The organism is Streptomyces sp. LUP47B, assembly GCF_001746295.1.
GTDB lineage: Bacteria > Actinomycetota > Actinomycetes > Streptomycetales > Streptomycetaceae > Streptomyces.
This window is the reverse complement of the sequence record NZ_MJAH01000016.1, coordinates 83,153-108,734: the sequence shown is the minus strand read 5'-3', so window position 1 is coordinate 108,734 and position 25,582 is coordinate 83,153. Positions and strand designations below refer to the sequence as shown.

The 25,582-nt window shown below is 68.9% G+C and carries 22 protein-coding genes and 4 pseudogenes; 16 read left to right on the top strand and 10 right to left on the bottom strand.

Features of this window, described 5'->3' with window-relative positions:
• Position 1: 1 nt before the first annotated feature.
• Complete coding sequence (locus tag BFN33_RS54780; RefSeq protein ID WP_079141231.1) at positions 2-220, bottom strand: hypothetical protein; 219 nt, start codon at positions 218-220, stop codon at positions 2-4.
• A 781-nt stretch (positions 221-1,001) separates the two neighbouring features.
• Between BFN33_RS54780 and dctA the strand changes: the two genes are divergently transcribed.
• The 4 genes from dctA to BFN33_RS38275 all read left to right on the top strand — a co-directional run bounded on the left by dctA (position 1,002) and on the right by BFN33_RS38275 (position 5,697).
• The gene (gene dctA, locus BFN33_RS38290; protein ID WP_069764813.1) at positions 1,002-2,396 is read left to right on the top strand and encodes a C4-dicarboxylate transporter DctA; all 1,395 of its coding nucleotides are present in this window, start codon (positions 1,002-1,004) and stop codon (positions 2,394-2,396) included.
• The gene (locus BFN33_RS38285) at positions 2,396-3,547 is read left to right on the top strand and encodes a glycerate kinase (protein WP_069764812.1); all 1,152 of its coding nucleotides are present in this window, start codon (positions 2,396-2,398) and stop codon (positions 3,545-3,547) included. Before dctA ends, BFN33_RS38285 begins: the two co-directional genes overlap by 1 nt.
• Positions 3,548-3,589: 42 nt before the next feature.
• Entirely contained in the window at positions 3,590-4,489 is a 900-nt protein-coding gene (locus tag BFN33_RS38280; RefSeq protein ID WP_069764811.1) for a LysR family transcriptional regulator, read from the top strand.
• A gap of 113 nt (positions 4,490-4,602) precedes the next feature.
• Positions 4,603-5,697: a tartrate dehydrogenase gene (locus BFN33_RS38275; RefSeq protein ID WP_069764810.1), complete on the top strand. Its 1,095-nt coding sequence runs from the start codon at positions 4,603-4,605 to the stop codon at positions 5,695-5,697.
• Between the two features lie 861 nt (positions 5,698-6,558).
• Here BFN33_RS38275 and BFN33_RS38270 read toward each other — a convergent pair.
• From BFN33_RS38270 to BFN33_RS38260, 3 genes and pseudogenes are all read right to left on the bottom strand, one after another.
• A pseudogene (locus BFN33_RS38270) lies at positions 6,559-6,894 on the bottom strand (transposase); the annotation flags it as partial.
• Positions 6,895-7,134: 240 nt separating this feature from the next.
• Positions 7,135-8,562 (bottom strand): annotated as a pseudogene (locus BFN33_RS38265) (ISL3 family transposase); the annotation flags it as partial.
• Positions 8,563-8,793: 231 nt separating this feature from the next.
• Positions 8,794-9,705, bottom strand: coding sequence for an alpha/beta fold hydrolase (locus tag BFN33_RS38260; RefSeq protein ID WP_088245477.1), 912 nt, complete (start codon positions 9,703-9,705; stop codon positions 8,794-8,796).
• A gap of 114 nt (positions 9,706-9,819) precedes the next feature.
• On the opposite strand from BFN33_RS38260, the gene BFN33_RS38255 reads away from it, so the two are divergent.
• Entirely contained in the window at positions 9,820-10,437 is a 618-nt protein-coding gene (locus BFN33_RS38255) for a TetR/AcrR family transcriptional regulator (protein ID WP_069764808.1), read from the top strand.
• A gap of 383 nt (positions 10,438-10,820) precedes the next feature.
• On the opposite strand, the gene BFN33_RS38250 is transcribed toward BFN33_RS38255, so the two are convergent.
• Entirely contained in the window at positions 10,821-11,720 is a 900-nt protein-coding gene (locus tag BFN33_RS38250; protein WP_069764807.1) for a pirin family protein, read from the bottom strand.
• Between the two features lie 26 nt (positions 11,721-11,746).
• The gene (locus BFN33_RS38245) at positions 11,747-12,673 is read right to left on the bottom strand and encodes an NADP-dependent oxidoreductase (protein WP_069764806.1); all 927 of its coding nucleotides are present in this window, start codon (positions 12,671-12,673) and stop codon (positions 11,747-11,749) included.
• Positions 12,674-12,765: 92 nt separating this feature from the next.
• Here BFN33_RS38245 and BFN33_RS38240 point away from each other — a divergent pair, with 92 nt between their 5' ends.
• Positions 12,766-13,251, top strand: a complete 486-nt coding sequence (locus BFN33_RS38240; protein ID WP_069764805.1) for a MarR family winged helix-turn-helix transcriptional regulator — start codon at positions 12,766-12,768, stop codon at positions 13,249-13,251.
• A 54-nt stretch (positions 13,252-13,305) separates the two neighbouring features.
• Here the strand turns inward: BFN33_RS38240 and BFN33_RS38235 are convergent.
• The 3 genes and pseudogenes from BFN33_RS38235 to BFN33_RS38225 form a co-directional block, all read right to left on the bottom strand.
• A pseudogene (locus BFN33_RS38235) lies at positions 13,306-13,749 on the bottom strand (transposase); the annotation flags it as partial.
• A gap of 150 nt (positions 13,750-13,899) precedes the next feature.
• Positions 13,900-14,340 carry a 4-carboxymuconolactone decarboxylase gene (gene pcaC / locus BFN33_RS38230; protein ID WP_069764803.1) on the bottom strand — a complete coding sequence of 147 codons (441 nt, stop codon included), beginning with the start codon at positions 14,338-14,340 and terminating at the stop codon, positions 13,900-13,902.
• A gap of 96 nt (positions 14,341-14,436) precedes the next feature.
• Positions 14,437-15,111 (bottom strand): FadR/GntR family transcriptional regulator, encoded by a 675-nt coding sequence (locus tag BFN33_RS38225; RefSeq protein WP_069764802.1) that lies wholly within the window; start codon positions 15,109-15,111, stop codon positions 14,437-14,439.
• A 151-nt stretch (positions 15,112-15,262) separates the two neighbouring features.
• On the opposite strand from BFN33_RS38225, the gene BFN33_RS38220 reads away from it, so the two are divergent.
• From BFN33_RS38220 to BFN33_RS55645, 6 genes are all read left to right on the top strand, one after another.
• The gene (locus BFN33_RS38220) at positions 15,263-16,924 is read left to right on the top strand and encodes an alpha/beta fold hydrolase (protein WP_069764801.1); all 1,662 of its coding nucleotides are present in this window, start codon (positions 15,263-15,265) and stop codon (positions 16,922-16,924) included.
• Between the two features lie 75 nt (positions 16,925-16,999).
• Positions 17,000-17,473: a 2,4'-dihydroxyacetophenone dioxygenase family protein gene (locus tag BFN33_RS38215; RefSeq protein WP_069764889.1), complete on the top strand. Its 474-nt coding sequence runs from the start codon at positions 17,000-17,002 to the stop codon at positions 17,471-17,473.
• Between the two features lie 215 nt (positions 17,474-17,688).
• Complete coding sequence (locus tag BFN33_RS38210; RefSeq protein ID WP_069764800.1) at positions 17,689-18,108, top strand: tautomerase family protein; 420 nt, start codon at positions 17,689-17,691, stop codon at positions 18,106-18,108.
• 225 nt (positions 18,109-18,333) lie between these two features.
• Entirely contained in the window at positions 18,334-19,098 is a 765-nt protein-coding gene (locus BFN33_RS38205; protein WP_069764799.1) for an SDR family NAD(P)-dependent oxidoreductase, read from the top strand.
• Between the two features lie 32 nt (positions 19,099-19,130).
• Positions 19,131-19,391, top strand: a complete 261-nt coding sequence (locus BFN33_RS55650; protein WP_069764798.1) for an aldo/keto reductase — start codon at positions 19,131-19,133, stop codon at positions 19,389-19,391.
• An 89-nt stretch (positions 19,392-19,480) separates the two neighbouring features.
• Positions 19,481-19,684 (top strand): hypothetical protein, encoded by a 204-nt coding sequence (locus BFN33_RS55645; RefSeq protein ID WP_069764797.1) that lies wholly within the window; start codon positions 19,481-19,483, stop codon positions 19,682-19,684.
• A 110-nt stretch (positions 19,685-19,794) separates the two neighbouring features.
• On the opposite strand, the gene BFN33_RS38190 is transcribed toward BFN33_RS55645, so the two are convergent.
• Entirely contained in the window at positions 19,795-20,790 is a 996-nt protein-coding gene (locus BFN33_RS38190) for a GlxA family transcriptional regulator (RefSeq protein ID WP_069764796.1), read from the bottom strand.
• A gap of 153 nt (positions 20,791-20,943) precedes the next feature.
• Here BFN33_RS38190 and BFN33_RS38185 point away from each other — a divergent pair, with 153 nt between their 5' ends.
• The 4 genes and pseudogenes from BFN33_RS38185 to BFN33_RS53700 all read left to right on the top strand — a co-directional run bounded on the left by BFN33_RS38185 (position 20,944) and on the right by BFN33_RS53700 (position 25,404).
• Complete coding sequence (locus tag BFN33_RS38185; protein ID WP_069764795.1) at positions 20,944-21,249, top strand: putative quinol monooxygenase; 306 nt, start codon at positions 20,944-20,946, stop codon at positions 21,247-21,249.
• 894 nt (positions 21,250-22,143) lie between these two features.
• Positions 22,144-24,216, top strand: a complete 2,073-nt coding sequence (locus BFN33_RS38180; protein ID WP_069764794.1) for a SpoIIE family protein phosphatase — start codon at positions 22,144-22,146, stop codon at positions 24,214-24,216.
• A 10-nt stretch (positions 24,217-24,226) separates the two neighbouring features.
• Positions 24,227-24,949 (top strand): annotated as a pseudogene (locus BFN33_RS54775) (hypothetical protein).
• On the top strand, positions 24,850-25,404 hold the full coding sequence (locus BFN33_RS53700; protein WP_069764793.1) for an enolase C-terminal domain-like protein: 555 nt from the start codon (positions 24,850-24,852) through the stop codon (positions 25,402-25,404). Before BFN33_RS54775 ends, BFN33_RS53700 begins: the two are co-directional and overlap by 100 nt.
• Positions 25,405-25,582 lie beyond the last annotated feature (178 nt).

The window sequence follows — 25,582 nt, the reverse complement described above, 5'->3', positions numbered from 1 at the left end:
ACTACGCCCGCATCGCGGGCCGTGTGCCCCTGCACGCCTCCTCCAGGGGCCTGGTCCTCCTCGCCCACGGCCCCGCCGACTTGCGGGCCAGTCCCCGGCCGTAGGCATCGATCGTGCGCGGTGCCCGTCCCAGATCCGTCCAGACCGTCAGCCAGCCTGCCGCCTGCTCGTGCCGGCCGAGCACCGCCCACTTCTCCTTGAGCACCGTCGTGCCGCTCAAGCCATCTCCCAAGTCCGTGGAGGAGACATGATCACCCTGGCAGATTCCACGTAACTTTTAAGATGCTGAAACGGCAGATGTTCGGCTGGGCCAACTTCGACCTGCTCCGCAAGCGGGTCCTCCTCGCAGCGTGAGGCCGTTCATGATCGCGGTTGTGGTGACCCTCCGTGGCTCCGGCACTAAAAGTGATCCAGAACCACGATTCAGCCGCCGCCGACAACGGCTGAGTCAGTTATGTCGCGGGCGGTACGGATCCGTGAGGTGTTCACACCCGAGGAGCCGGCTCTCACCGTCTCCGAGATCCCCCGTGGCACGGACTGCACCTGGCGACAGCGTCGTACCTGGCTGGCAGTGGGGCCGGGTATGGACCGAAGGAGCGGCTCGTCTCGTGTAGCCTCCCGCTCTCTGGCGACCTGACCGTCGGCGACGCCCGCGCGCCCTGAGCCGGCGCGAGAAGAGACTACTCGGCATGGTCGAGCCGTCGTGGGGCGGGCTGGGCGGAGGTCGACGCCGTCAAGGTGTCGACTGCCAGTCGCCCGGCCCTCTCGCCGGTGCGACGCACGACCCAGGGAGGCGACCCGACCAGAGCACATCCACTCAGTCATGCGCGGGTGGCCTTCACTCGCGCAGTGGAGCCTGCGGCCTGTGCCGGTACTGATAGGCCTGGCCTATACGGGGCATCGATTTTTGGTCGTGGACCCCTCATCTGTGGCCCGGTTCACTGTGGCGAAAGTCGGCGCGTACCGATCGGGCTCGGTGTCGCGCGATCAGGGAGGCTGCAATGACGCATACCCCGGACAACGGACGAGCCGAGCAAGCCGCGCGCATCACGGTGAAGCCGTGGTATCGGCAGTTGTACGTCCAGGTGCTGGTGGCGATCGTGATCGGCGTCGTGCTGGGCTGGCGGTGGCCGGATCTGGCCACCGACATGGAGCCGATCGGCACGACGTTCATCACCGCGATGAAGATGCTGATCGGCCCGATCGTCTTTTTGACGATCATCGGTGGCATCGTCGGCGTCGCGGACCTAAAGAAGGTCGGACGCACCGGGATCAAGGCGCTGACCTACTTTCAGGTCGGCACGATCGCCGCTCTCCTGACGGGTCTGGTGGCGATCAACATCTTCCGGCTCGGCGACGGCGTGCACGCCGACCCGTCGACACTGAAGACGTCTGGCGACGCGAGCCAGTACGTCTCGCAGGGGGAGCACCAGCACTGGTGGGAGTTCCTCACCAACATCGTGCCGAACAGCTTCTTCGGCCCGTTCGTCGAGGGGAACATCCTTCAGGTCATCTTCCTGGCCGTCGTCTTCGGCATTGCGGTGAAGATGGTGGGGAAGACGGGCGAGCCGATCATCGCGGCCGTGGGACGCCTGACCGAGGTCGTCTTCAAGGTCCTGTCGTTCGTCATGAAGGCTGCCCCGCTCGGCGCCTTCGGCGCGATGTCGTACGCCATCGGGAAGTTCGGCCTGTCCACCCTGACCAGCCTCGGCTCGCTGATCCTCCTCTTCTACGTCACCTCCGCCGTTTTCGTCGTCGTCGTGCTCGGTGCTGTGCTCGCCCTGTACGTGCGGCTGAACATCTTCCAGCTCTTCCGCTACTTCAAGGAGGAGTTCTGGCTGATCCTCGGCACCTCGACCGCCGAGCCCGCCCTTCCCGGACTGATGCGCAAGCTCCAGTTCATGGGTGCGGAGCGGTCCACGGTCGGCCTGGTGGTGCCGACCGGCTACAGCTTCAACCTCGACGGCGCGGCGATCTACCTCTCGCTGGCCACCCTCTACATAGCCCAGGCCACCGACACCTCCCTCTCCGTCGGCCAGCAACTCGTGCTCCTGGCCGTCATGTTGTTGACGTCCAAGGGTGCCGCGGGCGTCGCGGGCGGCGGGTTCATCGCGCTTACCGCGACACTGTCGACGGTCGGCTCCGTTCCGGCGGCGGGCATCATGCTCATCTTCGGCATCGACAAGTTCATGTCAGAGTGCCGGGCCTTGGTCAACTTCTTCGGCAACGCCGTCGCCACTCTGTTCGTCGCCAAGTGGGAGAACGGTCTGGACGTGGAGCGGGCTCGAGCGGTGCTGGCCGGCAAGGCGGGCGAGCCGCCGCTGACCACCGAGGCCGAAGACGTCCGGCCGGTCGCCCCGTCCCCCGTCCCGCAGACCGCCGAGGTGCCGTCCTGATGGTGTCCGTGCTGATAGCCCCGGACAAGTTCAAGGGCTCCCTGAGCGCCGACGAGGCCGCCCGCGCACTTGAACGCGGGCTACTGGAAGCCGCCCCCCACGCCCGGGTCGACCGACTCGCGCTGGCGGACGGGGGCGAGGGGAGCGTGGCCGCCGCCTGCGCGGGCCGGTTCAGCCCCGAGAAGATCACGGTAACCGGGCCGGTAGGCCGGCCAGTCACGGCCGAGGTCGCGGTGCACGGCGGTACCGTCCTCATCGAGGCGGCGGCCATCTGCGGACTCGGCGTCCTGCCGGGCGGGCGCAAGGTACCGCTCACGGCCACGAGCCGGGGCATCGGTGAGGCCCTCCAGTACGCGCTGACAGGCGGAGCGGACACGATCGTCCTCGCCCTGGGCGGGGTCGCCACCACCGACGGCGGCGCGGGCATGCTGCAGTCCCTCAGTGCGGTGCTGGCCCGGGAGAACGGCACACCCATCGGCCCGGGCGGCTCAGGACTCGCCGATCTCCGTACCGTCGACCTCGCCCAGGCACGCGCGGCTTTGGCGGGAGTCGACGTCGTCCTCGCCACCGATGTGGACAACCCGTTGCTCGGGACGACGGGCACGGCCGCCGTCTACAGTCCTCAGAAGGGGGCGACCGCAAGCGAAGTGCGGGAACTGGACCGCGCGCTCGCCGGTTTCGTACGGCGACTGGAGGCGGCCGCCGTCACTGAGGCGGCAGGTCTTGCCGAAATCCGCGGTGCCGGTGCGGCCGGCGGGCTGGGATACGCCGGGATGCTGCTGGGCGGACGGGTGTGCTCAGGGGCCGATTACTTCCTCAACCTACTCGGAGCCGACGACCTGCTGGCCGGGAGCGACTTCGTCGTGACCGGCGAAGGCAGCCTCGACGAACAGTCGCTGTCGGGCAAGCTGCCGGTCGCGCTCGCCCGGCGGGCCCGTCGACTGGGAGTGGCGGTGCACGCGGTGGCCGGCCGCTGCACCCTGCCCGCGGACCGGACCGCCGCCCACTTCCATTCCGTCCAGGCCCTGACGGACCTGACCGACCAGGACTGCGCGCAGGACAGCGCCCTGTCCGCGCGGCTGCTCGCCCAGTGCGGGCGGACCCTCGCCGACCGTTGGATCGGACGCGGAGGAACGGAAACCGGCAGGTAGGCTCGCTCCGCCTGTCGTACCAGCACAGAGTGGGGAGGCACGGTGGACGCCCGGCAGTTGGAGTACTTCCTCGCCATCGTCGAGCAGGGCGGTTTCAGCAAGGCCGCCGCCGCGCTCCACGTGGCCCAGCCATCGCTGTCCCAGGCGATGGCGAACCTGGAGGCCGATCTCGGGGTGGCGCTGTTCCACCGGGTGGGGCGGGGCGTCGTACTGAGCGAGGCCGGTGCGGAACTGCTGGAGCCGAGCCGGCGGGTGCTGCGGGACCTGGACGCCGTACGGGACACCGCCGCCGCGCTCGCCGGGCTGCACGGCGGCACCGTCGAGGTCGCCACCATGCCCTCGCCCGGTATCGAACCGCTCACCACCCTCATCAACCGCTTCGCCGAGCTGCATCCGTCGGTGACGGTGAGCACCCAGGCCGCCTTCACCCCGGACGAGGTCGTCTCCCTGGTCCGCAGCGGCGCCTGCGAACTGGGCCTGCTGGGCAGTGCCGCCCCCGTGCACCCGTCCGGGCTCGACGTCCTGCATGTCGAGGACCAGCCGTTCGTGGTCGTCGCCGCACCCGGCGGGGCGATCGAGGACGACGTCACGATCCGCCCCGAGGGCCTCGCCGGCCAGAAGCTCATCGCCTCCCGCACCGGCAGCCTGATGCGCGACATCGTCGACGACATCACCGCGGGCGGCACCGGAACGGAGATCGTGACGGTCGTCGACCACCGCACGTCGATCCTGCCGCTGGTCCTCACCGGGGTCGGCGTCGCGGTGCTGCCCTCCTCATGGACCCGGCTGGCCCGCCGCTGCGGCGCGGTGGTCGCGCCCATCGAGCCGACCGCCCACCTCCACGTGGCTATGGTCAGCCTGCCCGCCCACCTGACCCCGGCCGCGCGCGCCTTCCTCACGCTCACAGAGTCGCTGGCGCAGCGGCGGGCACGCGACGCGTGACGCAGGACCGATCGGCCACGCCTATACGTCGTATCGAAAGCAGGTCTTGGACGTGCCGTGACGTCGGTGTGTTGACTCGAATCCGACCGCACGACAGCGAGCCGGAGGCACCCATGACAGCCGCACCCCGCACGTTCCGCATCGCCGCCATCCCCGCCGACGGGGTGGGCAAGGAGGTCGTCGGCGCCGGGCGAGCCGTTCTGGACGCCCTGGCCGAGACCTCCAAGAGCTCCGCCGCCCCGTTCGCCTTCGCCTGGGAGGAGTTCCCCTGGGGCTGCGAGTTCTACGGGCGCACGGGCAAGATGATGGACGACGACGGCCTGGAGCGGCTCAAGGACTTCGACGCGATCTACTTCGGCGCGGTCGGCTGGCCCACCGTCCCCGACCACGTCAGCCTGTGGGGTCTGCGCCTGAAGATCTGCCAGAACTTCGACCAGTGGGCCAATGTCCGCCCCGTGCACTTCCTGCCCGGAGTCCAGAGTCCGCTGCGCAAGGCCGACGACACGGAGCTGGACTGGGTCGTCGTCCGTGAGAACAGCGAGGGCGAGTACGCGGGCCTCGGCGGCCGCAACCTCGGCGGGCGCGGCCCTGGGGGTGAAGTCGCCGTCCAGTCGGCCCTGTTCACCGAGGTGGGCTGCGAGCGGATCATGCGGTTCGCTTTCGACCTGGCCCGTACCCGGGCCCACAAGAAGGTCTCCTCCGTCACCAAGAGCAACGCCCAGCAGTACGGCATGGTCCTGTGGGACGACGTCTTCAAGCGCGTCGCCGCCGACTACCCGGACGTCGAGACGGAGAGTGTGCTCGTGGACGCGATGTCGGCGAAGTTCGTGCTGAAGCCGGAGGACCTCTCGGTCGTCGTCGCCTCCAACCTCAACGCCGACATCCTCTCCGACCTCGGCAGCGCGCTGGCCGGCAGCCTGGGCCTGGCCGCCAGCGCCAACCTCAACCCCGAGCGCCGCTTCCCCAGCATGTTCGAGCCGGTGCACGGCTCCGCGCCGGACATCGCGGGCCAAGGCCTGGCCAACCCGATCGGTGCGGTCGGCAGCGCGGCCCTGATGCTGGAGCACTTCGGCCTGCCCGACCAGGCCGCCCGCCTGAACAAGGCGATCGAGGCCACGACCGCCGCGGGCATCCTGACCCGCGACGTCGGTGGCACAGCCACGACGGAGGACGTCGTCAAGGCTTTGATCGACGCACTCAACGCCTGACGGTCCGAAAGCGAGCTTTGAACGTTGTCGCGGGTCCTATGAACGCCATGTCCCTCGATGGCGAGTAGGGACGTGACCTTGGCTGCGGATCCCAGCTTCGGCGTCGGTCTCCGCTCCGCCGCGCAGCCAGGCCCGCGCTCCACTCGCCGGGTGCCCGCTGCTTTTCGTCGTCCGCGCGAGCGAAGGCGGGATAGGCCACCCCGGCCAGTGAGGCCGTTGGGGGGACGGTACGGGGGTCGATGTTCTGCGCCCCCTCACGCCGTCACTGTCCGGCACAGCGCAGGCCGATGACTTGAGAAGCCGTATCTCAACCGATCGTGATCACTTGATTTCTACTGGTCAGGCATGGTGTAGCTCGGAATGAGAGAGGCATCCGGCGGCTTGTTTCCGCTCCGTGAGCGAGGGGTGCGCGATGGGGCCGGTGCTGGGAATGCTGGAGGAGCGGGAGACAGCGGCCCGTGTGCGGGTGGAAGGGCTGCGCAAGGAAGTCGCCCGGTTGGCTGAGGTGTTGGAGGCCGCGGAGATCGATCTGGACTGGCGGGTGATCGCGCGGGAAGAGCTGGTCGAGGCCCTGCCAGCTTCGGCTGCCGCGACCACCTCCGTGACCGGGTCCGAGGCCGAGGAGGAAGCGGCGCCGTCGCTCGCGCGGGTGCCGGGCTCGACGGTGCCGCCCTGGCGGGAAGGGTTGCCGGTGACGGTTTTGGCGCCGGACTATCAGCGCATTCTGGGGGTGCGGGAACAGCAGCGATCCACGGGTCACGGGCCGCTTAGCCACGGAGACGGCGAAGGTCGAGGGAGTGCGGTCGAAAGCGCGGCGCCTGGCGGAGCGCGGTTGGCTCCTCTTGGAGGTGTCCGGGGCCTTCAGTGCCGGCCGGCGGCCCGTGGCCGTCCCAGACGCCGGCTCATCCGCGTGACCACCGGCCGCCGGATCATCGCCTCGCTGGTGGCGGGCAGGGTCTCGTAGTCACGGGCCAGACGACGTGAGTTCATCAGCCACGCGAACGTGCGCTCTGCCACCCACCGTCTCGGCAGCACCACGAACCCTGTCATGTCGTCGGTGCGCTTGACGATCTCCAAGGTCAGGGCAAGTTTGTCGCGGCACCAGCCGACGAGGCCGCCGGTGTAGCCGCCGTCGGCCCAGACGAGGGTGATGTCGCGGTGCAGACGGCGCATCCGGGTCAGCAGGCCCGCCGCAGCTGCCCAGGCGGAACAACCGCGCCCGGTTCTCCGTTGACTCGTACGTGGCTGCGGAGGGGACAGTGTCCCCAGGCCTCACCTATTGCTCATGGAGACGATCGTCCGGCTGAAGCTCGATAAAGCCCATCGCCGCGAGGCGACCGCCGTCCGCACGTCACCTCATTCGGCCCGGCTGCTCCCCGTCCAGCCGGGGCCTCGTCATGTGCGGCCTAATTGGTTGTGACCGCTCTTCCGTGATGACTACGGCTGCAGGAGGATGCGGGCTCTGAGCAGGGTGAAGGAGGCGCGGCTGTACATCTGCCGTTTGATCGTCTTGATTCTGTTGACGTGCCCCTCAACGGCGCCGGAACTGTAGGGCGGGGTGAGACCAGCGGTGACGGCCGGGAGGTCCTGACGGACGGAGCCGGCGAAGACACCGATGGCCTCAGGACCGCTCACCTCGGCTTTCTGGATCCAGTCCCGGAGTTGGTGGCCCTGACGGTGACGGGCCATGTCCGTGAACTCCCATGCGAGGTCGCAGGCAGCGGTGATCTCCGGGCAGGCGTTCCGTACGGCTTCCAGCTGCGCGCTCTCCGAGGGCCGGAGTGTCTCCTGCGGGCGCATGATCCATGAGGTGATGGTGCGTGGGCTGGGCGTCACTGCCTGGGCGGGGACTGCGGTGCCCTTCCTGATAGTGATCACGTAGCGGTTCACGACGTGATAGCCGCCGGCATAGCCGAGCCCGATCAACTCGCGGTAGAGCTGCATCGAACTTGTGCAGCCCGCCTGGAAACGGTGCTGCACGTAGTCGGTGAACGGGTCGAGGAGCCCTGCGCCCCGGTCCCGTGCCGAGGCGAGGAGGTCCTCAAGGTCGCTGTGCCGGTAGCGCCGTACCGTTTTGCGGTCCAGTTGCAGGCGGCGACCGATGGCGCTGAGGGACAATCCCGCGGCCAATTCGGTGACGTCCCTGTGGCGTTGACGTACACGGTCAAGAAGGGGAATCGCCGGGGCAGCCGGCGGCGGTCCGGCGTCCGTGGTGGCAGGTCGGCGCAGGCATCCGCGGTGTCGGCGGCAGGTTTTCTCCACGGCCGTCGAGAGGTTTTGGAGGAGGTGCCAGCGATCGGCGACTTCCCGGGCGTCAGGGGCCGCCTGCCTGATGGCCTTGGTGAATGCCATGAGGCGGTCACGGCACACGATCTCGGCGCCGGGGTGCTCCTGAAGCCAGTCGGCAACCGAGCCGGTCTCGCGGTTGGGCAGGACGCCTACGGGCCTGGAGTTTTCGACGTCGACGAGGACGGTGCCGTAGGTCCGTCCTTTACGGAACGCGAACTCGTCGATGCCCAGTATCCGCGGCGCGCGGGCCGGCACCGGCGGGGCTACCAGTTGCGCCAACAGCGCAGTCCGTCGGCCGTGAAGCCGCAGCTTCGCGCACAGTCGCTGACCCGGGCGCCCGCCGAGTTCCGTCGCGACCGCCCTCATCACCGACTGTGCCGCCGGTGAAGAACGGCGGCGTGGCTCGGTCAGGCCCGCCACCTGTTCCACGAACGTCCGGCGTTGGCACTGGCTCTGATCGCAGAAGAACCGACGCACGTGCAGGCGGACGATCAACCCCCGCCCGCCGACGGGTAACTCGGATATCTGACGCCAATATCGGCTGTGGACCCGCGTGGCAGGACGCTCGCACTGCGGACACCTGCCGGGCGGCCCGCATCCCGCCGCATCGAAATCAAGTTGCCGTCGACGGCCATGAGCTGCCGCACCTTGAGGTTCAGGCCCGGCAAGAGGACGTCCTCAATCGTCTCCACTCGCATGCCAGAGGGATCCCCTGGCGGAACGGTCCTGCAGTCCGGGCGCTACCGGCCCAGGCTCTGACCGGGCCATCCCTCGGCACTGTCCTGGCCCTGTCGGCGTGGGCGGTTGTCAGTCGACGGATGCCATGAAGTTCAGCATCCTGCGGTTGATCTCCTCCGCGTGGTCAATCTGCGGCCCGTGGCCCGTGTTGGAGATGATCTCGGCTCGGGCGCCGCGGACCAGGCGCGGCACACGCTCCGCCTGCCGCTGCGGGTGCACGAGGAGGCTTCGCTTGCCGAGCACCAGATAGAGCGGAGTCCGGATGGTGGACAGCTCCTCCTCGGACAGGGGAAGCGGTGCCGGGCGGCGTATGCGGTAGGCGCGAACGGCCGTTCTGATCATCGTGCGCAGTTCCGGCATGACGAGGACCGGCTGTTCCAGCCAGGCCGCCAGCCGCGGGCGCAGTGCCTTGGGCGCGAAGGTCGCGAAGAGGCCGGCGAAGATCCAGACGAAGAAGCGCAGCCCCACTTTCTCCAGGCCGCCGGGGTCGAGCAGCGTGACCGAGGCGAGGCGGCCGGGCCTGCGGTGCGCCTGGTTCAGGGCGAGCCATCCGCCGTAGGAGGTGCCGACGAGGTGCACGCGGTCGAGGCCGAGTCCGGCGAGCGTCTCGTCCAGCCACTGTGCGGCGCGCTCGGGTTGGTGGATCGATTCGCGCTGCACGCTGCGGCCGGGATCACCCGGGGTGTCGATCGCGTGGACCGGGCGGTCGGCGCTGAGGGCGGGGGTGTTCGGGTACCACATGGCGGAGCAGGAGCCCGCCCCGTGCACCAGGACGACGGGGGTGCGGGATCGAGCGGCCTCGTTCGCGGGGCCGTAGCGGTAGACGTGCGTGGTACCGAAGGACGTCTCCACGTCCTCTTCCGCGAGCGCGGGTGCACCCAGTGCATACACCGCGTCGCAGGCCGCGAAGTAGCGGTCGCGCCAGGCATCGCTCACGTAGCGGCCTATGTCGGCTCGGGCACGGACAGCAGTCTCGGACACGGTCACCTCCGGATCTCATTTTCGTGATACGAACGTACCACAATGTTGGTACGGCTGTATCATCAAGGTCCTACTGGGGCCGCACCAGTGGAACGATGAGCGGAGAAACGGCCGATGCCCAAGCGCGTGGACCACGCAGAACGGCGCACCGAGATCGCCGAGGCACTGGTCCGGGTCGCCGGGCGACGCGGGCTGCATGCCGTAGGGATGCGCGATGTGGCAGCAGAGGCGGGCGTGTCGCTGCGGCTGGTGCAGTACTACTTCGAGACCAAGGAGAAGCTGCTGCTTTTCGGACTGGAGCACCTGACAGCGAGGTTCGGGGAACGGGCCTCCGCCCGTGTGCGGGCCGCCGGGGACAGTCCCGGTCCGCGGGAAATGATCGAGGCGCTGCTGATGGCGGCGCTGCCGACCGACGAGGACAGCCGCACCTTCCACTTTGTCTACACCTCCTACGCAGTTCTGGCCGTGACCGACCAGGCACTCGCCGCCCAACCCTTCATCAAGAACCCGGATGCCGCAGAAGACGCGGTAACCCAGCTCCTCCGGCAGGCGCAAGAGGCAGCTCTGCTCGAGCCCGGTGTGGACGCACAGTTGGAGGCAGCCGGCCTGCTTGCCATGTCTGCGGGACTCGGCACCAGCATCCTCGTCGGCCAGCGCAGCCCGGAGTCTGCCATCGCCGTCCTGGACCACCGCCTGGACCGAATCTTCCGCACCGGTGATGCGGCTAGTTGATGGGCGGCCGACTCACCGCGTAGGAGCCGCTGCCGGCGGAGCGGCCGCATACCCTGTCCAGCCGGTCTCATCATCAAGGCGTAGCCATCACGGAAGAGCGGTCACAACCGCCTAATTGGCCATGCAGGGCTGGGGAGTAACAACGCCGAACCCCACCTGAACGCCGCCTTCAGACCCTGCACCGTGCAGCGGCTTCAGCGCGCGGCGCGCAGGGTCTGAAGGCAGGCGATAACCAGCTCCCGCCACTGCTGCCGGATTTAATGTCCTCCATCGATCCACTGATCCGAGGGGGCGCAGGCCGTGTTTGCCGTCCAGTGCATCGGTTCGGTAAGCGGCAGTCACTGCTCTCAGGCGCTCGTCTGCGGGCGGGCGAGGGCCGCCGGTCATCGGTCGTAGGCGAGACGGGCCAGGCTCGGCACCGGGCCGAAGGCTCCGGCGTGGAAGTCGGTAAACGCCTTGGTGATCTCGACCTTGGTGTTCATCACGAAGGGGCCGCCGAGGGCGACCGGTTCACGCAGAGGCGTACCGCTGTAGACCATGACCCGGGCGCGCTGCTCGGGGTCGACGGCGGCGAGGTACAGCGTCGTCGCGGTATGGCCCGCTTCCGCCGAGCCGGGTACCGGGTCGGACCAGCCGGTCTGCCCGGCGTGCAGTTCCCGGCCACCGATCAGCAGACGCCCGTCCATGACGTGTGCGAACAGTCGGTGGTCAGCGGGTAGTTGAAGGTCGTAGGAGGAGCCGGGGGCGAACGTGGCGACGATGCCCTGGACCGGATGATGGGTGTCGGCCGCACCGGTGACGCCGCCGACGGTGCCAGCGTGGACGTCGATGCTGACGCCGGGCGCGTGGAGGCGGGGCATGGCGGCCCTGGTCAGGTCCTGGTAGCGCGACGGCGTCAGCTTCTTCTCGGCGGGCAGGTTGAGCCACATCTGGAGCACGTGCGCGTGCTCGTTGCGGTAGGCGAGTTCGCGGTGGATGATGCCGTGCCCGGCGGTCATCCACTGCACCTCGCCCGGCTCCAGGGCTCCGACGTGGCCGAGGTTGTCGCCGTGCTCGAGGACGCCGTCGACCACGGTGGTGATGGTCTCCAGTCCGCGGTGCGGATGCCACTCGAACCCGGGTGCGGAGAACCAGTCCTCGACCAGTGCGAGGAACGGGTCGGTCAGTGCCGGGTCGGTCGGCACGAAGACGAGCGCCTTGTCGTCGGCCTGCGCGTCGGGACCCAACTGCTGCTTGTCGGTGATGCGGGTCAGGGTCCTCCGACCCGTGAACTGTGCGGTCATAACTGCCCCTTCGAGGGGTATGGGGGTCAGGCGACGCGCACGGCGATCTTGCCGCGCGTGTGGTGAGCGGTGAGGGCTTGGAGGGCCATGGCCGCGTCAGCCAGGCCGTAGCTCTGGTGGATAGGAATCGTGATCGTGCCGTCCGCCAGGTGGCGTGCCACGCGGCCGAGGATCTCGGTGCACGGGCCGCGCGTGACGTTGGTGCGGCCGGGGCCGTAGCCGGCCGCGTCGGTCGGTGAGGCGATCCGGCCGCCGTCCCGGACAAGGTCCGCGAACGGGGTGATCTCGTACGCGGTCACCGCGTCGAGCAGCGCGTCCACCCCGTCAGGACGGACCCTGCGTAGAGCGGCGGTGGAGTCGTCTCCTCGCGGGAGGACCTCGCTCACTCCGAGGCCACGCAGGTACTCCTCGTCCTCGGGCAGTCCCGGAGCGAGGACGATCGCTCCGGCCGCGCGGGCGAGTTGCACCGCGACGCCGCCGACACCGCCGGTCGCGCCGACCACGAGGACAGTCTCACCGGGCACCAGGTCCAGAGCGTCGACCGCAATGATCGCGGTGGTCGCCGCCAGGGCGGCGACCCCGGCGGTGGCAGTGTCCAGGGCGGCGGGCTTGCGAATGAGCGTGTGCTCGCCGGTCGCGATGAGCTCGGCCCAGGCACCCTCGTGGGCCGGCTCCCCCACCGGAACCTCCCCGAAAACCTCGTCGCCGACCTCGAGGGTGCGCACTCCGTGACCCACCGCTTCCACGATCCCGGCGAAATCCCGGCCGAGAGTGATCGGCAGCTTGTGCGGCATGGTCTCCGTGAGCATCCCGTGAACCATGTCCGCATCGAGCCAGTTCACCGACGACGCCCGCACACGGACGAGCACCTGCCCGGGCCCAGCGGTCGGCTCGGGCAGGTCGTCGCGCACCACGGGCGGAATGCCGAACTGGCTCACAGTGACGGCTCTCATGGCTGCTCCCAGCGCTCCGGACCGAGCAACGTCAGTACATGACTCATCATGCAATCTACATGATGTGTCATTCATTCCACTAGGCTGCCCTCATGACCACGTGGCTGACGACCGAGGAACAGCAAGCATGGCGCGGGCTGATCAACCTGACCGCGCAGCTCCAAGCCGTACTGGGCCGGCAGCTCCAGGACGAGCACGGCATCTCCCTCGCCGACTACGAGGTACTCGGCCGCCTCCACGACGCCCCCGACCACCGGCTGCGCGCCCGCGCTCTCGGCGCCTCTCTCGCCTGGGAACAGAGCCGCCTCTCCCACCAACTCGCCCGGATGCAGCGGCGGGGCTTGGTTGAACGGGAGGAGTGCGAGACCGACCGGCGTGGTGCCACGTTCCGCCTCACACCCGTCGGCCGAGCCGCCATCGAACAGGCCGCCCCCAGCCACGTCGAAGCAGTTCGCAGACTCGTCTTCGATACCTTGTCGCCGCACCAGGTGACCCAGCTGGCTGCCCTGACAGGCGGTCTCCTCGCCCACCTGCACGACAGCCTCCGGCCGGGCTCAGCGCCCGGCACCTCCGGCTGAGCTGGTTCGGGAGCGACACCTGGTTCATCAATCACACGCCCAAGAAGCAGTCTTGACTTTCACCGGGCAGGAGCCGTGCGACAGCCTCGCCGTGGTCGCGCGGACGTTGCGAAACCCCCGCCGCACCCGGGCGGGAGTGAGCCGGCGAGACTCGGCGGGTCGCTCCCAAGGACGGCGGAGGTCCTCGGCGAGGGGCCGGGCGAGGCGGAGCTGGGTGTGGGCGGCGATGATGAGCCAGGTCCACAGGTTGGCGGTGTCCGCGTGACGGACCTTCGGGGCGGTCCAGCCGAGGGTCTGTTTCATGAGCCGGAAGGTGTGCTCGAGGTCGAATCTGCGCAGGAAGGACTGCCACCAGGGCTCCACGTCCGCCGGTGTGCCGGCGGTGGCCGAGCACCACAGCCAGACCGGTTTCGGGTCGCGGTCGCCCGGCAGGCACTTGACCTTCAGACGGATCAACGTGTCATGCAGGATGGGCAGTTCCTCTTTCGTGTGGTTCAGGGGCCGCGGCCCAGTCAGCCTGACGGGGCGAGCGAAAACTATTCGTCCGCGGCTTCAACATCGCCGGCCGTCTGAGCATCCGGCGTTCCGTGCGAGTGCGGCCACGGTGGGCGCCTTCCTCCCCGCCCTCCCTGCCCCGGCCACATGGAGTCATGACGGCTCATCATGTTCGCCGTTCACCTCGCGGATCACCTGTTCGGCGACCCGGAACGACTCCAGGGCGGCGGGGACACCGGCGTAGATCGCCGTCTGCAGAAGGACCTCCTGGATCTCCTGGACGCTCACCCCGTTGGTCAGGGCCCCGCGTACGTGTGAGGCGAACTCATTGGTGCGGCCCAGTACGGTCAGCATGGCGAGGTTCAACAGGCTTCGGGTGCTCCGCTCCAGGCCGGGACGGTCCCACACTGTGCCCCAGCAGTACTCGGTCACCAGTTCCTGCATGGGGCGGGTGAAGTCGCTGGCCTGGGTGAGCGAACGCTCGACGAAGTCGTCGCCCATCACGGCTCTGCGTACGGCCAGACCGGCCTCGAAGGTCTCGCGATGTGTGGTGCGGCCGGACGCGGCGGCGGGGTTCCGGGAGTCGGTGGTCACGGGATTTTGTCCTCTTCGTGGTGGACGCAGTATTCGCGATCGCCGGCGGTGGCACGCTGCTGCGGCCGCGCTGCGAGAGGTTGCGGTCGACGGCTGTCAGATGTGGTCGCCGAGCAGGACGCGGCGCACCTGATGGAGGTGTTCGCGCATGGCGTCACGAGCGGCTTGCGGGTCTCGTTCACGGACGGCAGCGACGATCTGTTGGTGTTCGGTGCAGTAGCAGCGGTGGCGTTCGGGGTTGAAACTGCGGCGCTTGAGTCCGCCCCAGATCGGCTGGCGTCGGGCGTCGACGAGCATGGAGCTGACAGAGATCAGGACTGTGTTGTGCGTGGCGACGGCGAAGCTGTGATGCAGAGCGGTGTCCCAGCGTTCGAACTCTTCGGAGCTCGATGCCTGTTCGCCGCCGCGCAGACAGCGCTCCATCTCCGCGAGGTCCGCACCGGTGGCGGAGGCAACCGCGAGGGGCATCAGTTCCGGTTCCAGTACCAGGCGTGCGGCCATGATCTCAGCGGGGCTCGGCTGGTTCTCGGATGTCCCTGCATGAGCGGTCTCGTCCGGAGCCACGAAGGTGCCGCGGCCGACGTGGCGCAGCACGAGGCCACGGGACTCCAGGTTCTGCAGGGCGGAGCGGACCGCGGCGCGGCCCACCCCGGTGGCCTCCGCCAAGTCCCGTTCCGTGGGCAGGCGGTCGCCGGGCTTGAGGCCGCCCGCGCTGATGACCTCTTCCACGTGCTTGAGCACGAGGGCGGCGGGCCCGACAACGAGATCCATCTCCACTCCTTTCCGAACCAATGAGAACCAATATTACCACCCCCGTTGATCGATCGCGAGAAACACTCTATTGACCCCGCGGAAACCTGAACCTAGACTCACCGATACGAGCCAATATACAGAATTGGTTCCCATTGGTTCAGGAGGTGCGGTGCGCTTCGCAAGGATTCACGGCAGGGACGGCGTGCGGGTGTGCGCCGTGGACGAGCGCGGAACGACCCGCCCCGTGAGCTTCGCCGACACCGGTGCCCCCGTGAGCGACCTGCGGCAGGTCATCGACGCGGGCCCCGGAGCGGTCGCCCGTCTGACGGTCGACCGGCAGGCCGTCGACGGTCGGTTGCTGGCCCCCCTGATCCCCGCACGAAACCTCTTCTGCGTGGGGCGCAATTACTCCGAGCACGCGGCGGAGTTCGCCAGGAGCGGCTTCGACGCGACCGGCTCCCCGGATGGTCGGCACCTGCCGGAGCGACCGGTCGTCTTCACCAAGCCGGCGGCCTCCGTCATCGCCTCCGGTGACGTGATCGACCCGCACACCGACATCACCTCCGCGCTGGACTACGAGGGCGAGATCGGCGTCATCATCGGCCGACGCGCCTCGAAGGTGGGCCGGGACGAGGCGATGGACCACGTGTGGGGCTACACCCTCATCAACGACGTCACCGCCCGTGACCTGCAGCGTGATCACAAGCAGTGGTTCATCGGCAAGTCTCTGGACACCTTCTGCCCGATGGGGCCGTGGGCCGTGACCGCCGACGAGATCGACATCCGTAATCTGCGGCTGCAGTCCCGTGTCAACGGCGAGCTGCGCCAGGACACCGACACCTCGCAGCTGATCTTCGACGTGGCGAGCATCATCGAGACCCTCTCGGCCGGCATCACGCTGGAACCGGGGGACGTCATCGCCACCGGTACCCCCGTCGGCGTCGGCATCGGCTTCGACCCGCCCAAGTACCTCACCACCGGAGACCAGGTCGTGATCTCCGCCCCGGGACTGGGGGAGCTGGCCAACACCGTCGGCCCCGTGGCCGGCCGCGACCGCCTGCGGTCCGCCGCAGGTGCCGAGTTGTTCGTGGAGAAGACCGGGCAGGGCCCGCCCGTGGTCCTCATCCACGGCCTCGGGGGCGCCACCACCGTCTACGACCCGCAGGTCGCGGCCCTGGCCGAGCACCACACGGTGCTCCGCTACGACCTGTCCGGCCACGGCCGCTCACCCGCCAACGGCACGCCCAGCATCACCGGCTGGGCCGAGGAACTGGCCGCGCTGCTGGATGCCGAAGGCATCGAGGAGGCCGCCGTCGTCGCCCACTCCATGGGCACCCTCGTCGCCTCCACCTTCGCCGCCGCCCATCCCGACCGGGTCACCAAGCTGGCGCTGCTGGGGGCGGTCCGCGCCCAGGGCCCGCAGGCCAGACAGGCCACGCGTGCCCGCGCCCGCGCGGTACGCGAGGGTGGCATGTCCGCGGTGGCCGACACTCTGGTGTCGGTGGCCACCTCCGAACAGACGCGCACCGAGCGTCCCCTGGCCGCAGCCCTGGTCCGTGAGTTGCTGCTCGGCCAGGATCCGGGGAGTTACGCCGCCGCCTGCGAGGCCCTGACCCTCGCCGAGGAACCGGACTTCGCAAGCGTCAAGGTGCCGGTCCTGCTGCTCACCGGCAGCGAGGACGCGATCAGCCCCCTGGCCGTCAACGACGACATCTTCGCCCTGCTGCCCCATGCCAGGCTGCACGTCATCGAGGGCATCGGCCACTGGCAGACCCTCGAAGCGCCCGAAGACGTCACCCGTGAGCTCCGGGGCTTCCTCGCCCGGCCTTGATCGACAACCAAGTCTCCAATCAGCTCAATCAGTTCTGGTTGGTCACCACGATGGATGAAGGGACGCTGCATCGTCATGACTGAGACCACTCTCGACCGTTACTTCGAGCACAACGCCAAGCTCCAGGACATCGCCATCCACACCTCGGAGCAGGAGTGGAAGCCGTTCTGCCCCGGCATCACCTTCAAGCTGCTGCGGGTGAGCGCGGAGACGGGTGCCTGGACCGTGCTCTTCCACGCCGAGGCCGGCTCCGGGTTCGACCGCCACCTGCACATCGGGGCCGCCGAGTACTACATGGTGTACGGCCGCATGGACATCCGCGGCGGCGACTCCGGAGGCGGATTCACTGCCGTCGCCGGCGACTACGGCTACGAGGCCAACTCCATGCTCCACGACTGGACCAACTTCCCCGACGAGACGGTCTTCTTCTTCGTGTGCCAGGGACCTCTGGGATTCCTGGACGAGAACGACAAGATCCACGCGATCCTCGACTGGGAGGGCGTCCAGGCCCTGGCGCACAAGCCGGTCGAGGCGGCGGTCTCCGCCTGAACCGACCGGGCATGACGGCCCGCCGACCCAAGTCGGCGGGCCGTCCGCGCCGTCCACCAGCTCTACCGCACGGCGACGACGAGTCCCAGCTGCGGCACGAGTTGGTTCGCGTGACGTAGGCGGGCCGGAACGGGAGACCGGCCCCGTTGGAGGCCGCCTCCAGCCGAGCTCCCCGTTATGAGCAGTCTGAAATAGAACGAGCAAGGAGTTCTCCCATGCCCCTGGTCCGGATCGATCTCGTCAAGGGCCGCGGCGACACACAGGTTCGCGCCGTCGCTGACGCCGTTCACACGGCCGTGGTGGACGTTCTGGAAATCCCTCCGCGTGACCGCTTCCAGATCGTCACCGAACACGAGGCTAGCCGGATCATCGCGCAGGACGCCGGCCTGGGCTTCGAACGGAGCGACGACGGCGCCGTGGTGATCCAGATCTTCACGCAGACCGGGCGCACGACCGAGGTCAAGCAGCGCCTCTATGCCGCCATCGCCGCCTCGCTGGCAGGAGTGGGCGTGGCCGGTGAGGACGTCTTCATCGGATACGTCGAGAACACCCCCGCCGACTGGTCCTTCGGCTTCGGCCGCGCCCAGTACATCGAAGGTGACCTCCGCGTCCCGGCAGCAGCGGCCGCATCCTGACCGCCGAGTGCCACCCGCCCGCGTCCGGCCGGCGCCCCGATGATGGGGCCGCCAGGCACAGTCGGCGAACGCATCACCTCGGTCGACGAGGTCCGGACGGACCGGGCCTTGCCACCTCGTCGGCACGAGTTTCGTCACCGGTGACGCGCTGCAGGGCAGCAATGCTCCGCACAACCGCGGCACATTCCCGGTAACCGCCCTCACCATCACTTTGAGGACACACTCGTGAGCACCACCTCCTCGGCGCCTCTCGACGGCCGGACCGCCCTGATCACCGGTGCCTCCGGCGGCATCGGGGCGGCGACGGCCCTGCAACTCGCCGATGCCGGATGTCTGGTCGCCCTGGCCTACAGCGGCCACCGCGAGGACGCCGAGCGCACCGCCGCCCAGATCAACGCCCTCCATGGCGCAGGCAGTGCGGTGACCCTGCACGCCGACTTGTCGGCTCCCGCCGCAGCCGCCGGCCTCGTTCGCGACGCCGAGCAGCGCCTGGGTCCTGTCGAGGTGCTGGTGGCAGGCGCAGGCATCGGACAGCAGTTTCCCTGGCAGCAGGTGGATACCGAGGTGTGGGACACCACCATGGCGGTCAACGCCCGTGCACCGTTCCTCATGGCCCAGGCGGCACTCCCCGGCATGATCAAGAACGGCTGGGGGCGGATCCTGTTCATCTCCTCCGTCGCCGCGCTCAACGGCGGCATCATCGGCCCGCATTACGCGGCGAGCAAAGCCGCGCTGCACGGACTGGCCCACTCCCTGGCGACCGCCGTCGCCGCGGACGGCGTCACAGTCAACGTCCTGGCACCGGCGCTGATCGGAGGCACCCGCATCCTGCCCGCCGACGCAGGACAGGACGGCGCACTGCCGGCCCCCATCCCGGTCGGCCGCCTCGGCCAGGTCGACGAGGTCGCGGCGATGGCGGTGTCCATGCTGACCAACGGCTACCTCACCAACAAGACCATCACGCTCGACGGCGGCCTCCACCCGAACTGAACGGCGCCCGAGACCTACCAGAGAGCACGCGCATGAAGCCCCCGGCAGCCCCCACCGTCCAGCTCAACAACGGCGTCGCCATGCCACGCCTCGGACTGGGCACCTGGCCCCTGAGGGGCGACGCCCAGCAGGCCGTCACCCGCGCCCTGCGCAGCGGCTACCGCCTCATCGACACCGCGGCCGCCTACGGCAACGAAAACGCGCATCCGCCACACCGGGATCCCGCGCGAGGAGGTCTTCGTCACCACCACAGGCCGAACTGCGCGCCTACCACCAGCGCCACGGCATCGTGACGCAGTCGTGGGGCCCGCTGGCAAGGGCACCTCCCTGCTGAGGGACCGCACGGTCACCCGGCTCGCGGCGAAGTACTCCTGGTCAGATCGTGCTGCGCTGGCACATGGACCTCGGCCTGGCCGCCGTACCCAAGTCCGCCGATCCCCAGCGGATCAAGAGCAACATCGACGCCTTCGACTTCGCCCTGGCGCCCGAAGACGTGCCGGCGCTCACCGCACTGGACACGGGAGCCGAACGGGCCGCAGACTCCGACGTCTTCCAGCCGGGCCTGCGCGGCCGCGGCCGGGCCTGACCCCGCTCGCGCGCGCCTTGCCGGGTCTGGTCGCCGGGACCAGAGAGCAGTCGGGCAGCTCGGTCACGTCGGCGGGAAAGGGCAGCACGGTCCGGACGCGACCGAACGGCCTACAACGACGGTGTGCGCCGCGCACCACCACCCTCGGTACCATGGCGCAGCGCCTCCAGGGACGAGCCCCGCCGCCGGCGGACGAGTTCGCGCAGCGTCCCGACGTTGCGGTAGCCGACGCGGCCGGCGATCGCCTCGGCACTGAGAGCGGTGGTGCGCAGCAGGAAGGTCGCCTCGTCCAGCCGGATGTCCTGGATGAAGTCCAGAGGTGATCTGCCCAGGACGGCCTGGGCGGTGCGTTGCAGGGTCCGCATGCTCACGCCGAGAGTAGTTGCGGCCTGCGCGAGCGGCGGCGGATCGGCCAGGTGCGCACGGACCCACCGTTCGAAAGCCGCCAGCAGAGGGTCCGCCTGGGCCAGTTGGGTCGGGAGCGCGAACGCGGCCTGCGAGGGACGGTCGCCGATCAGCAGGTACCGGGCGACGAGGTCGGCGAGTTCGGGGCTGCGCCGCTGCACCACCCACAACGCCAGATCGATGTGAGCGAAGGCGGCACCCGCCGTGGTGGCACAGCCGTCCTGGATCAGCGTCCGCGAATCCTCCACAGCCACAGCGGGGTAACGCCTGCGGAAGGCCGGCCCCAGCCACCAACTCGTCGTAGCACGGCGGCCATCGAGCGTGCCGGACTCGGCCAGGAAGAACGCTCCGCTGCACGCGGCGGCCAAAGAGGCCCCGGAGCCGGCCGAGGCCGCCGCAAGGCCGAGGACCCAGGCGTTGGCCGGTGCGCGGACCGCCGCGACCACCTGCTCCGGTTCCTGGAGGCCCACGGCCGGCATGAGCAGGAGGTCCGCCTCGTGCGAGAGCTCTCCGACCGGGACGGTCGCCAGGCTCAGTCCGTTCCCGGTGCGGATCTGCGACCCAGCACCGACCATGGTCACCGAGAAGGGCGGCGCGCCATCGTCTCGTGTGCTCAGCGCGTTCGATGCGCCGAGCACGTCCATGATCGCCGAAAGCCCGGAGTCGAACATGCCGTCAATGGCTGCCATCACGATCCGCATGGCGTAAACGGTACCCGAACCGTCGTTTACGCCACTCCCGGCCCGGTCGCCGCGCTCATAGCTTGTTACCAGGCCGGTGCCCCCCGCCACGGCCCGCCGGTTCCGCCATCGTCGGTGTTCCGACCCCTCACGAACCATGCAAGGAGAGATTTCATGCCGCTCAAGCTCGGAGTCCTGGCACTGCTGACCGCGAAGCCGGGCAAGGAAGCCGAGTTGGCCGCGTTCTTGAACGCCGGCCGCGGCATCGTCGAGGACGAGGCCGATACCCAGGTCTGGTACGCCTTCCAGGTCGACCATGCGACCTTCGGTATCTTCGATGCCTTCGCCGACGAGGACGCGCGCAAGGCGCACCTCACCGGCCGCGTCCCGGCGGCCCTTTCCGAGATTCGCCCCGAACTCCTGGCGGCCGACCCCGACATCCGCATGGTCGATGTCCTGGCCGTCAAGCACGCCGCCTGAACCCGTCCGATATTCGGACGACACACGAGCCCACGGCCGGACTGTGGCCCTCGTCCAAGCAGGACACGGCGCCACTGAGGGGACTGTGTTCCCCGCTTTTCGTCATTCGCCATGCCGTTCCGCAGGAGAAGTCCGTGAGGAAGACCGTTCGCCCCGTTGCCGGCCTGGTGGCGGGTCAGCGGTGGTTTCGGCTGCCTGCGCGACGGGCTGTGGCTGGCGCCAGGCACCCCGGGCCTCGACGCCGTCCTCTCCGGGACCCCCTTGGCCGAGGCTGCAGCGGCGTCCGGCGGCTTCGTCGCACAGCCGCTGCCCGGCACCCCGATGGCGGCCTTCGTCCAGCGCGCCTGGGACCTCACGACCCTGCGCGCGGAGCACCACCGTTCTTCAAAGCTGGGGCCCCAACCGCGCCCCCGGCAGGAACCCTGCCACGGAACTCACCGCCCTCGTCGCCGACTGGCTGCACTTGCTGCGCGCGGACCCCGGCCTGCTGGCCCGATACTTGCCCGAGGACTGGCCTTCCTCGCAGTCCACAGACACGTAGGCCGTTTGGGACCAGCTGGAGAAGGCCGCGCACGACGCGTTCGCCCAGCTGGTCGTCCGAACTATGTGACGTGATGTCGTATCTGTCGTCACTGGAACATTTGGGACCGCCGCATCATCGCCGACCAGGGGGCCTGGCTGTGCTGGAGGGTCCCCTGTGAGCTAGCACCAGCCACATATCGTCCTCTAATATAGAAATTGTCCAGATTGTCCTTCCGCTACCCAGTGTGCAGGCAAGCGATCCATGAGTAAGCAGGAGACGGGTTGACACCTGTGAGAGCCAAGGCCGGGAGCCACCTCCAGGAGTTCGGGCTCAGCTTTTTCTCAGCTGTCCATCATCCCCAGACGTCTCCGATGGCGCTGGAATACACAAAGACGCTGACACTGGTTCTCAAGGCCACGGAGTGCCTGGATGCGCGGGGCGCCTTCTTGTACCGGCGAGATCCTGACAATGATCGGCTGCTCCTGGCTGCGGCCAGTGGGGTGCCCTCGGACAGCGCGGAGGCGCTGGCGATTCTCTCCGATGAGCAGAATGTGGCACCGGTGCTCGCCATGCGGCGCGGTGACTATGCCTGGGTGGCCGGAGACAGTCTGGGCATCGGGGCGGCCGGCACGGCTGCGGTACCGCTCACCGGTACCGCTGGGCCGATAGGTGTGCTCTCCGTGATCACGGCAGAGAGCGAGCCCGACGAGGTACAACGATCTTTTCTGGGATCGCTGGCAGGATGGGTTGCCGCGCGTCTGGAAGACATCCCCGGCACGCCGCCCGCCCACGAATCGGAGGTCACCTCCGAGCGGACGGTCCGAATGAGCAGGCTGACCGCAGCGCTCGCTGAGGCCCTCACCTCCGAGGAGGTTGTCGGGGCCGTCGCGGCGCACGTCCTGCCCCCGTTCGGCGCCGACGGGCTCGTGGTCTGGGTAATGGAAAGCGGCCGACAGCGCGTGGTCGGCTCCGTAGGATACTCGCGGGAATTCCTTCGAATGATCAACGGGGTCCCAGTAGCCGACTACCCCGTGGCTGCCGACGTCCTGCGGACTCGTGAACCTTGGTTCGTGGAATCGCTCGGCGAGTATCGCCGACGCTATCCCACGCTGTCCAAGGTAGCGTCGGCGTCCCGCAAGAAGGCGTGGGCGTTCCTCCCCATGATCGCTTCCGGGCATGTCATCGGCGTCTGTGTAGTGTCTTTCACCCGACCTCACTCCTTCAGCGACGAGGAGCGCGCACTGCTGACCGCTTTGAGCGGCATGGTCGGACAAGCGCTGGAGCGGGCCCGGTTGTACGACGTGGAGCACGCCCGAGCACAGGGACTGCAACGCAGCCTGCTCCCTCGGACACTGCCCTGCCTCCCTGCTGCTTGCACCGCCGCCCGCTACCTCTCCGCAGGCAGGGGCGAGCAAGTAGGCGGCGACTGGTACGACGTGATCCCACTGTCCGCCGACAGGGTCGCCCTGGTGATCGGCGACGTCATGGGACACGGCATCCCCGAAGCGGCCACCATGGGCCAACTGCGCACCGCGCTGCGCACCCTGGCCGATCTGGACATGCCTCCTGACGAGCTGCTCAGCCGTCTCAACGACCTGGTCAGCGACCTGGGCGAGGACTACTACGCCACCTGCCTGTACGCCGTCTTCGACCCGGTCACCCGGATATGCTCGTTCTGCCTGGCCGGTCATCCCCCGCCGGTCATCGTTCTTCCCGACGGCACCATCGACACGCCGGACCTGATGGCCGACCCGCCGTTGGGGGCCGCCGAACCACCCTTCGAAACACACCAGCTGCTGCTGCCCGAGGAGAGCCTGCTGGTTCTGTGCACGGACGGTCTCGTCGAATCCCCCACGCAGAGTTTCGACCGGGGACTGGCCCTGCTGCAGCGAATCCTCGCCCAGAGTGCTGCGCCCGTCTTCACGGCGCGGGACAAGGACGACAACGTCCGACACCTCGACGACCTGTGCGACAAGGTGGTCTCGGCCCTGCTGCCCCACCGTGGCCGGACGGATGACGACGCAGCGCTGCTGATGGCCCACCTACGGGCCCTCGACGCCGACCATGTCGCCACCTGCAACCTCCCTGAGGATCCCCGCGCAGCCGGACAGGCCCGCGCATTCGTCCGTGAGCGACTGGGGGCCTGGGGGCTGGACGAACTCGCGATCACCACCGAGTTGCTCGCCAGCGAGCTGGTCGGCAACGTGATCAGGCACGCCGACGGGCCCATCCGCCTGCGCCTGGTGAACAGCCACTACATGACCTGCGAGGTCTACGACGGCAGCCTCAGCACCCCACGCATCCGGCACGCTGCGTACACCGATGAGAGCGGCCGTGGCCTGCAACTCGTCTCCGCCCTCTCTAGACGCTGGGGCGCCCGCTATCTGCGCGACGACGGCAAATGCATCTGGACCGAGCAGGAGATCCCTCCCCGCGCGGCATGAGATCAGCCTCATGGAACGAGGCCGGCGTGTGAGAGGAGTTGCACCTGGTACTGCTGAGGTAACTGCGGGTCGCGAAGAAGCTGGACTGTTTGCGGGCGTGATCGACTCCTCCCCAGCGGCTCGGCGCGGCCCAAAGCGGGCCGAGGGCGTGGATGGCGATGGCCAGGGCGGATCCGCCGTCGGCCAGGTCGATGCCCCAGGTCACGTGGCACTGGAGACCCGGCTCATCGACATCCCGCTGGTGCGGCCGCACAAGTTCTCGGTCGCGACGATGAACAGGCAAGGCGTGCTGTTGATCCGGCTCGTGACCGAGGACGGCATCGTCGGCTGGGGAGAGGGCGTCGTACCGGGAGGCCCCTGGTGAGGCGGGGAGTCGGTCGAGGGCATGGCGGCGCTCGTGGAGCGGCACCTCGCGCACCTAGTCGTCGGCCAGGACGTGCTATGGCCCGAGGCCCTCGCCCGACGGCTCGAACGGCTCGTCCAAGGGGCGCCGTTCGCCCGGGCCGGTGTCGAGATGGCGGTGTGGGACGCCGCCGGGCGGACGCTGAACGTGCCGGTGCACCAAGTTCTCGGCGGAGCCCAGCGTGATCGCCTGCCGGTGACCTGGGCGCTCGGGACCGAGCCCGCGCGGCCGTGGTCGAAGAGACCGCCCGCATCCTGGCGGAAGGGCGCCACACATCCTTCAAGCTCAAGATGGGTGCCATGGCCGCGCCGGCCGACGTGGCACGAGTGACCGCGATCGCCGATGCACTCGAGGGAGCGGCTCCGCTCGCGGTGGGCCTGAACGGAGCGTGGGACGAGTGCACCGCCCGCCGCTGGCTTCCCGCGCTGGCCGAGGCAGGTGTCCACCTGGTCGAACAGCCGCTTCCGGCGGAGCAAGTCGGCGGTCTCGCACGGCTGCGGGAGCGATCAAGCGCCGCGATCATGGCGGACGAATCGCTGTGGACACCGGCGGACGCCCTGCGCCTGGCCATCGTGCAGGCGGCCGACGTACCCGCCCTGAAGATCGGCAAGAGCGGCGGCCTGTCAGGGCCCCGACGCATCGCCGCCATCGCCGAGGCCGCAGGCATCGACTGCTACGGCGGCACCACGATCGAACCTCGCTCGGCACCACCGCCTCGGCCCACCTGTTCTGCGCCTTGCCTGCCGTCCTCTTCGGCACGGAGCTGTTCGGCCCCCTCCTGCTGAACGACGACATCGCCGCGGAACCCGTGACGTACGAGGACCGGCGAACTCCTCCTCCCCTCCGTGCCGGGATTCGGGATCACCATCGACGAGGACAAGGTGGCGAAACACGAACGCCACTCAACCCCGGCAAGCCCGCAACCGTCCCTTGACCTGCGGCTTCATAACTTTCGCAAGGCCC

What these genes read in the sequence shown, in the direction of transcription:
- BFN33_RS38190 (WP_069764796.1), bottom strand. Translation starts at nt 20,790, where the DNA reads ATGCGGATCGTGATGGCAGCCATTGACGGCATGTTCGACTCCGGGCTT.
- BFN33_RS38210 (WP_069764800.1), top strand. Translation starts at nt 17,689, where the DNA reads ATGCCCCTGGTCCGGATCGATCTCGTCAAGGGCCGCGGCGACACACAG.
- BFN33_RS38225 (WP_069764802.1), bottom strand. Translation starts at nt 15,111, where the DNA reads ATGGATCTCGTTGTCGGGCCCGCCGCCCTCGTGCTCAAGCACGTGGAA.
- BFN33_RS38285 (WP_069764812.1), top strand. Translation starts at nt 2,396, where the DNA reads ATGGTGTCCGTGCTGATAGCCCCGGACAAGTTCAAGGGCTCCCTGAGC.
- dctA (WP_069764813.1), top strand. Translation starts at nt 1,002, where the DNA reads ATGACGCATACCCCGGACAACGGACGAGCCGAGCAAGCCGCGCGCATC.
- BFN33_RS38185 (WP_069764795.1), top strand. Translation starts at nt 20,944, where the DNA reads ATGCCGCTCAAGCTCGGAGTCCTGGCACTGCTGACCGCGAAGCCGGGC.
- BFN33_RS38180 (WP_069764794.1), top strand. Translation starts at nt 22,144, where the DNA reads ATGGCGCTGGAATACACAAAGACGCTGACACTGGTTCTCAAGGCCACG.
- BFN33_RS55650 (WP_069764798.1), top strand. Translation starts at nt 19,131, where the DNA reads ATGAAGCCCCCGGCAGCCCCCACCGTCCAGCTCAACAACGGCGTCGCC.
- BFN33_RS38255 (WP_069764808.1), top strand. Translation starts at nt 9,820, where the DNA reads ATGCCCAAGCGCGTGGACCACGCAGAACGGCGCACCGAGATCGCCGAG.
- BFN33_RS38240 (WP_069764805.1), top strand. Translation starts at nt 12,766, where the DNA reads ATGACCACGTGGCTGACGACCGAGGAACAGCAAGCATGGCGCGGGCTG.
- BFN33_RS38245 (WP_069764806.1), bottom strand. Translation starts at nt 12,673, where the DNA reads ATGAGAGCCGTCACTGTGAGCCAGTTCGGCATTCCGCCCGTGGTGCGC.
- BFN33_RS38250 (WP_069764807.1), bottom strand. Translation starts at nt 11,720, where the DNA reads ATGACCGCACAGTTCACGGGTCGGAGGACCCTGACCCGCATCACCGAC.
- BFN33_RS38215 (WP_069764889.1), top strand. Translation starts at nt 17,000, where the DNA reads ATGACTGAGACCACTCTCGACCGTTACTTCGAGCACAACGCCAAGCTC.
- BFN33_RS38275 (WP_069764810.1), top strand. Translation starts at nt 4,603, where the DNA reads ATGACAGCCGCACCCCGCACGTTCCGCATCGCCGCCATCCCCGCCGAC.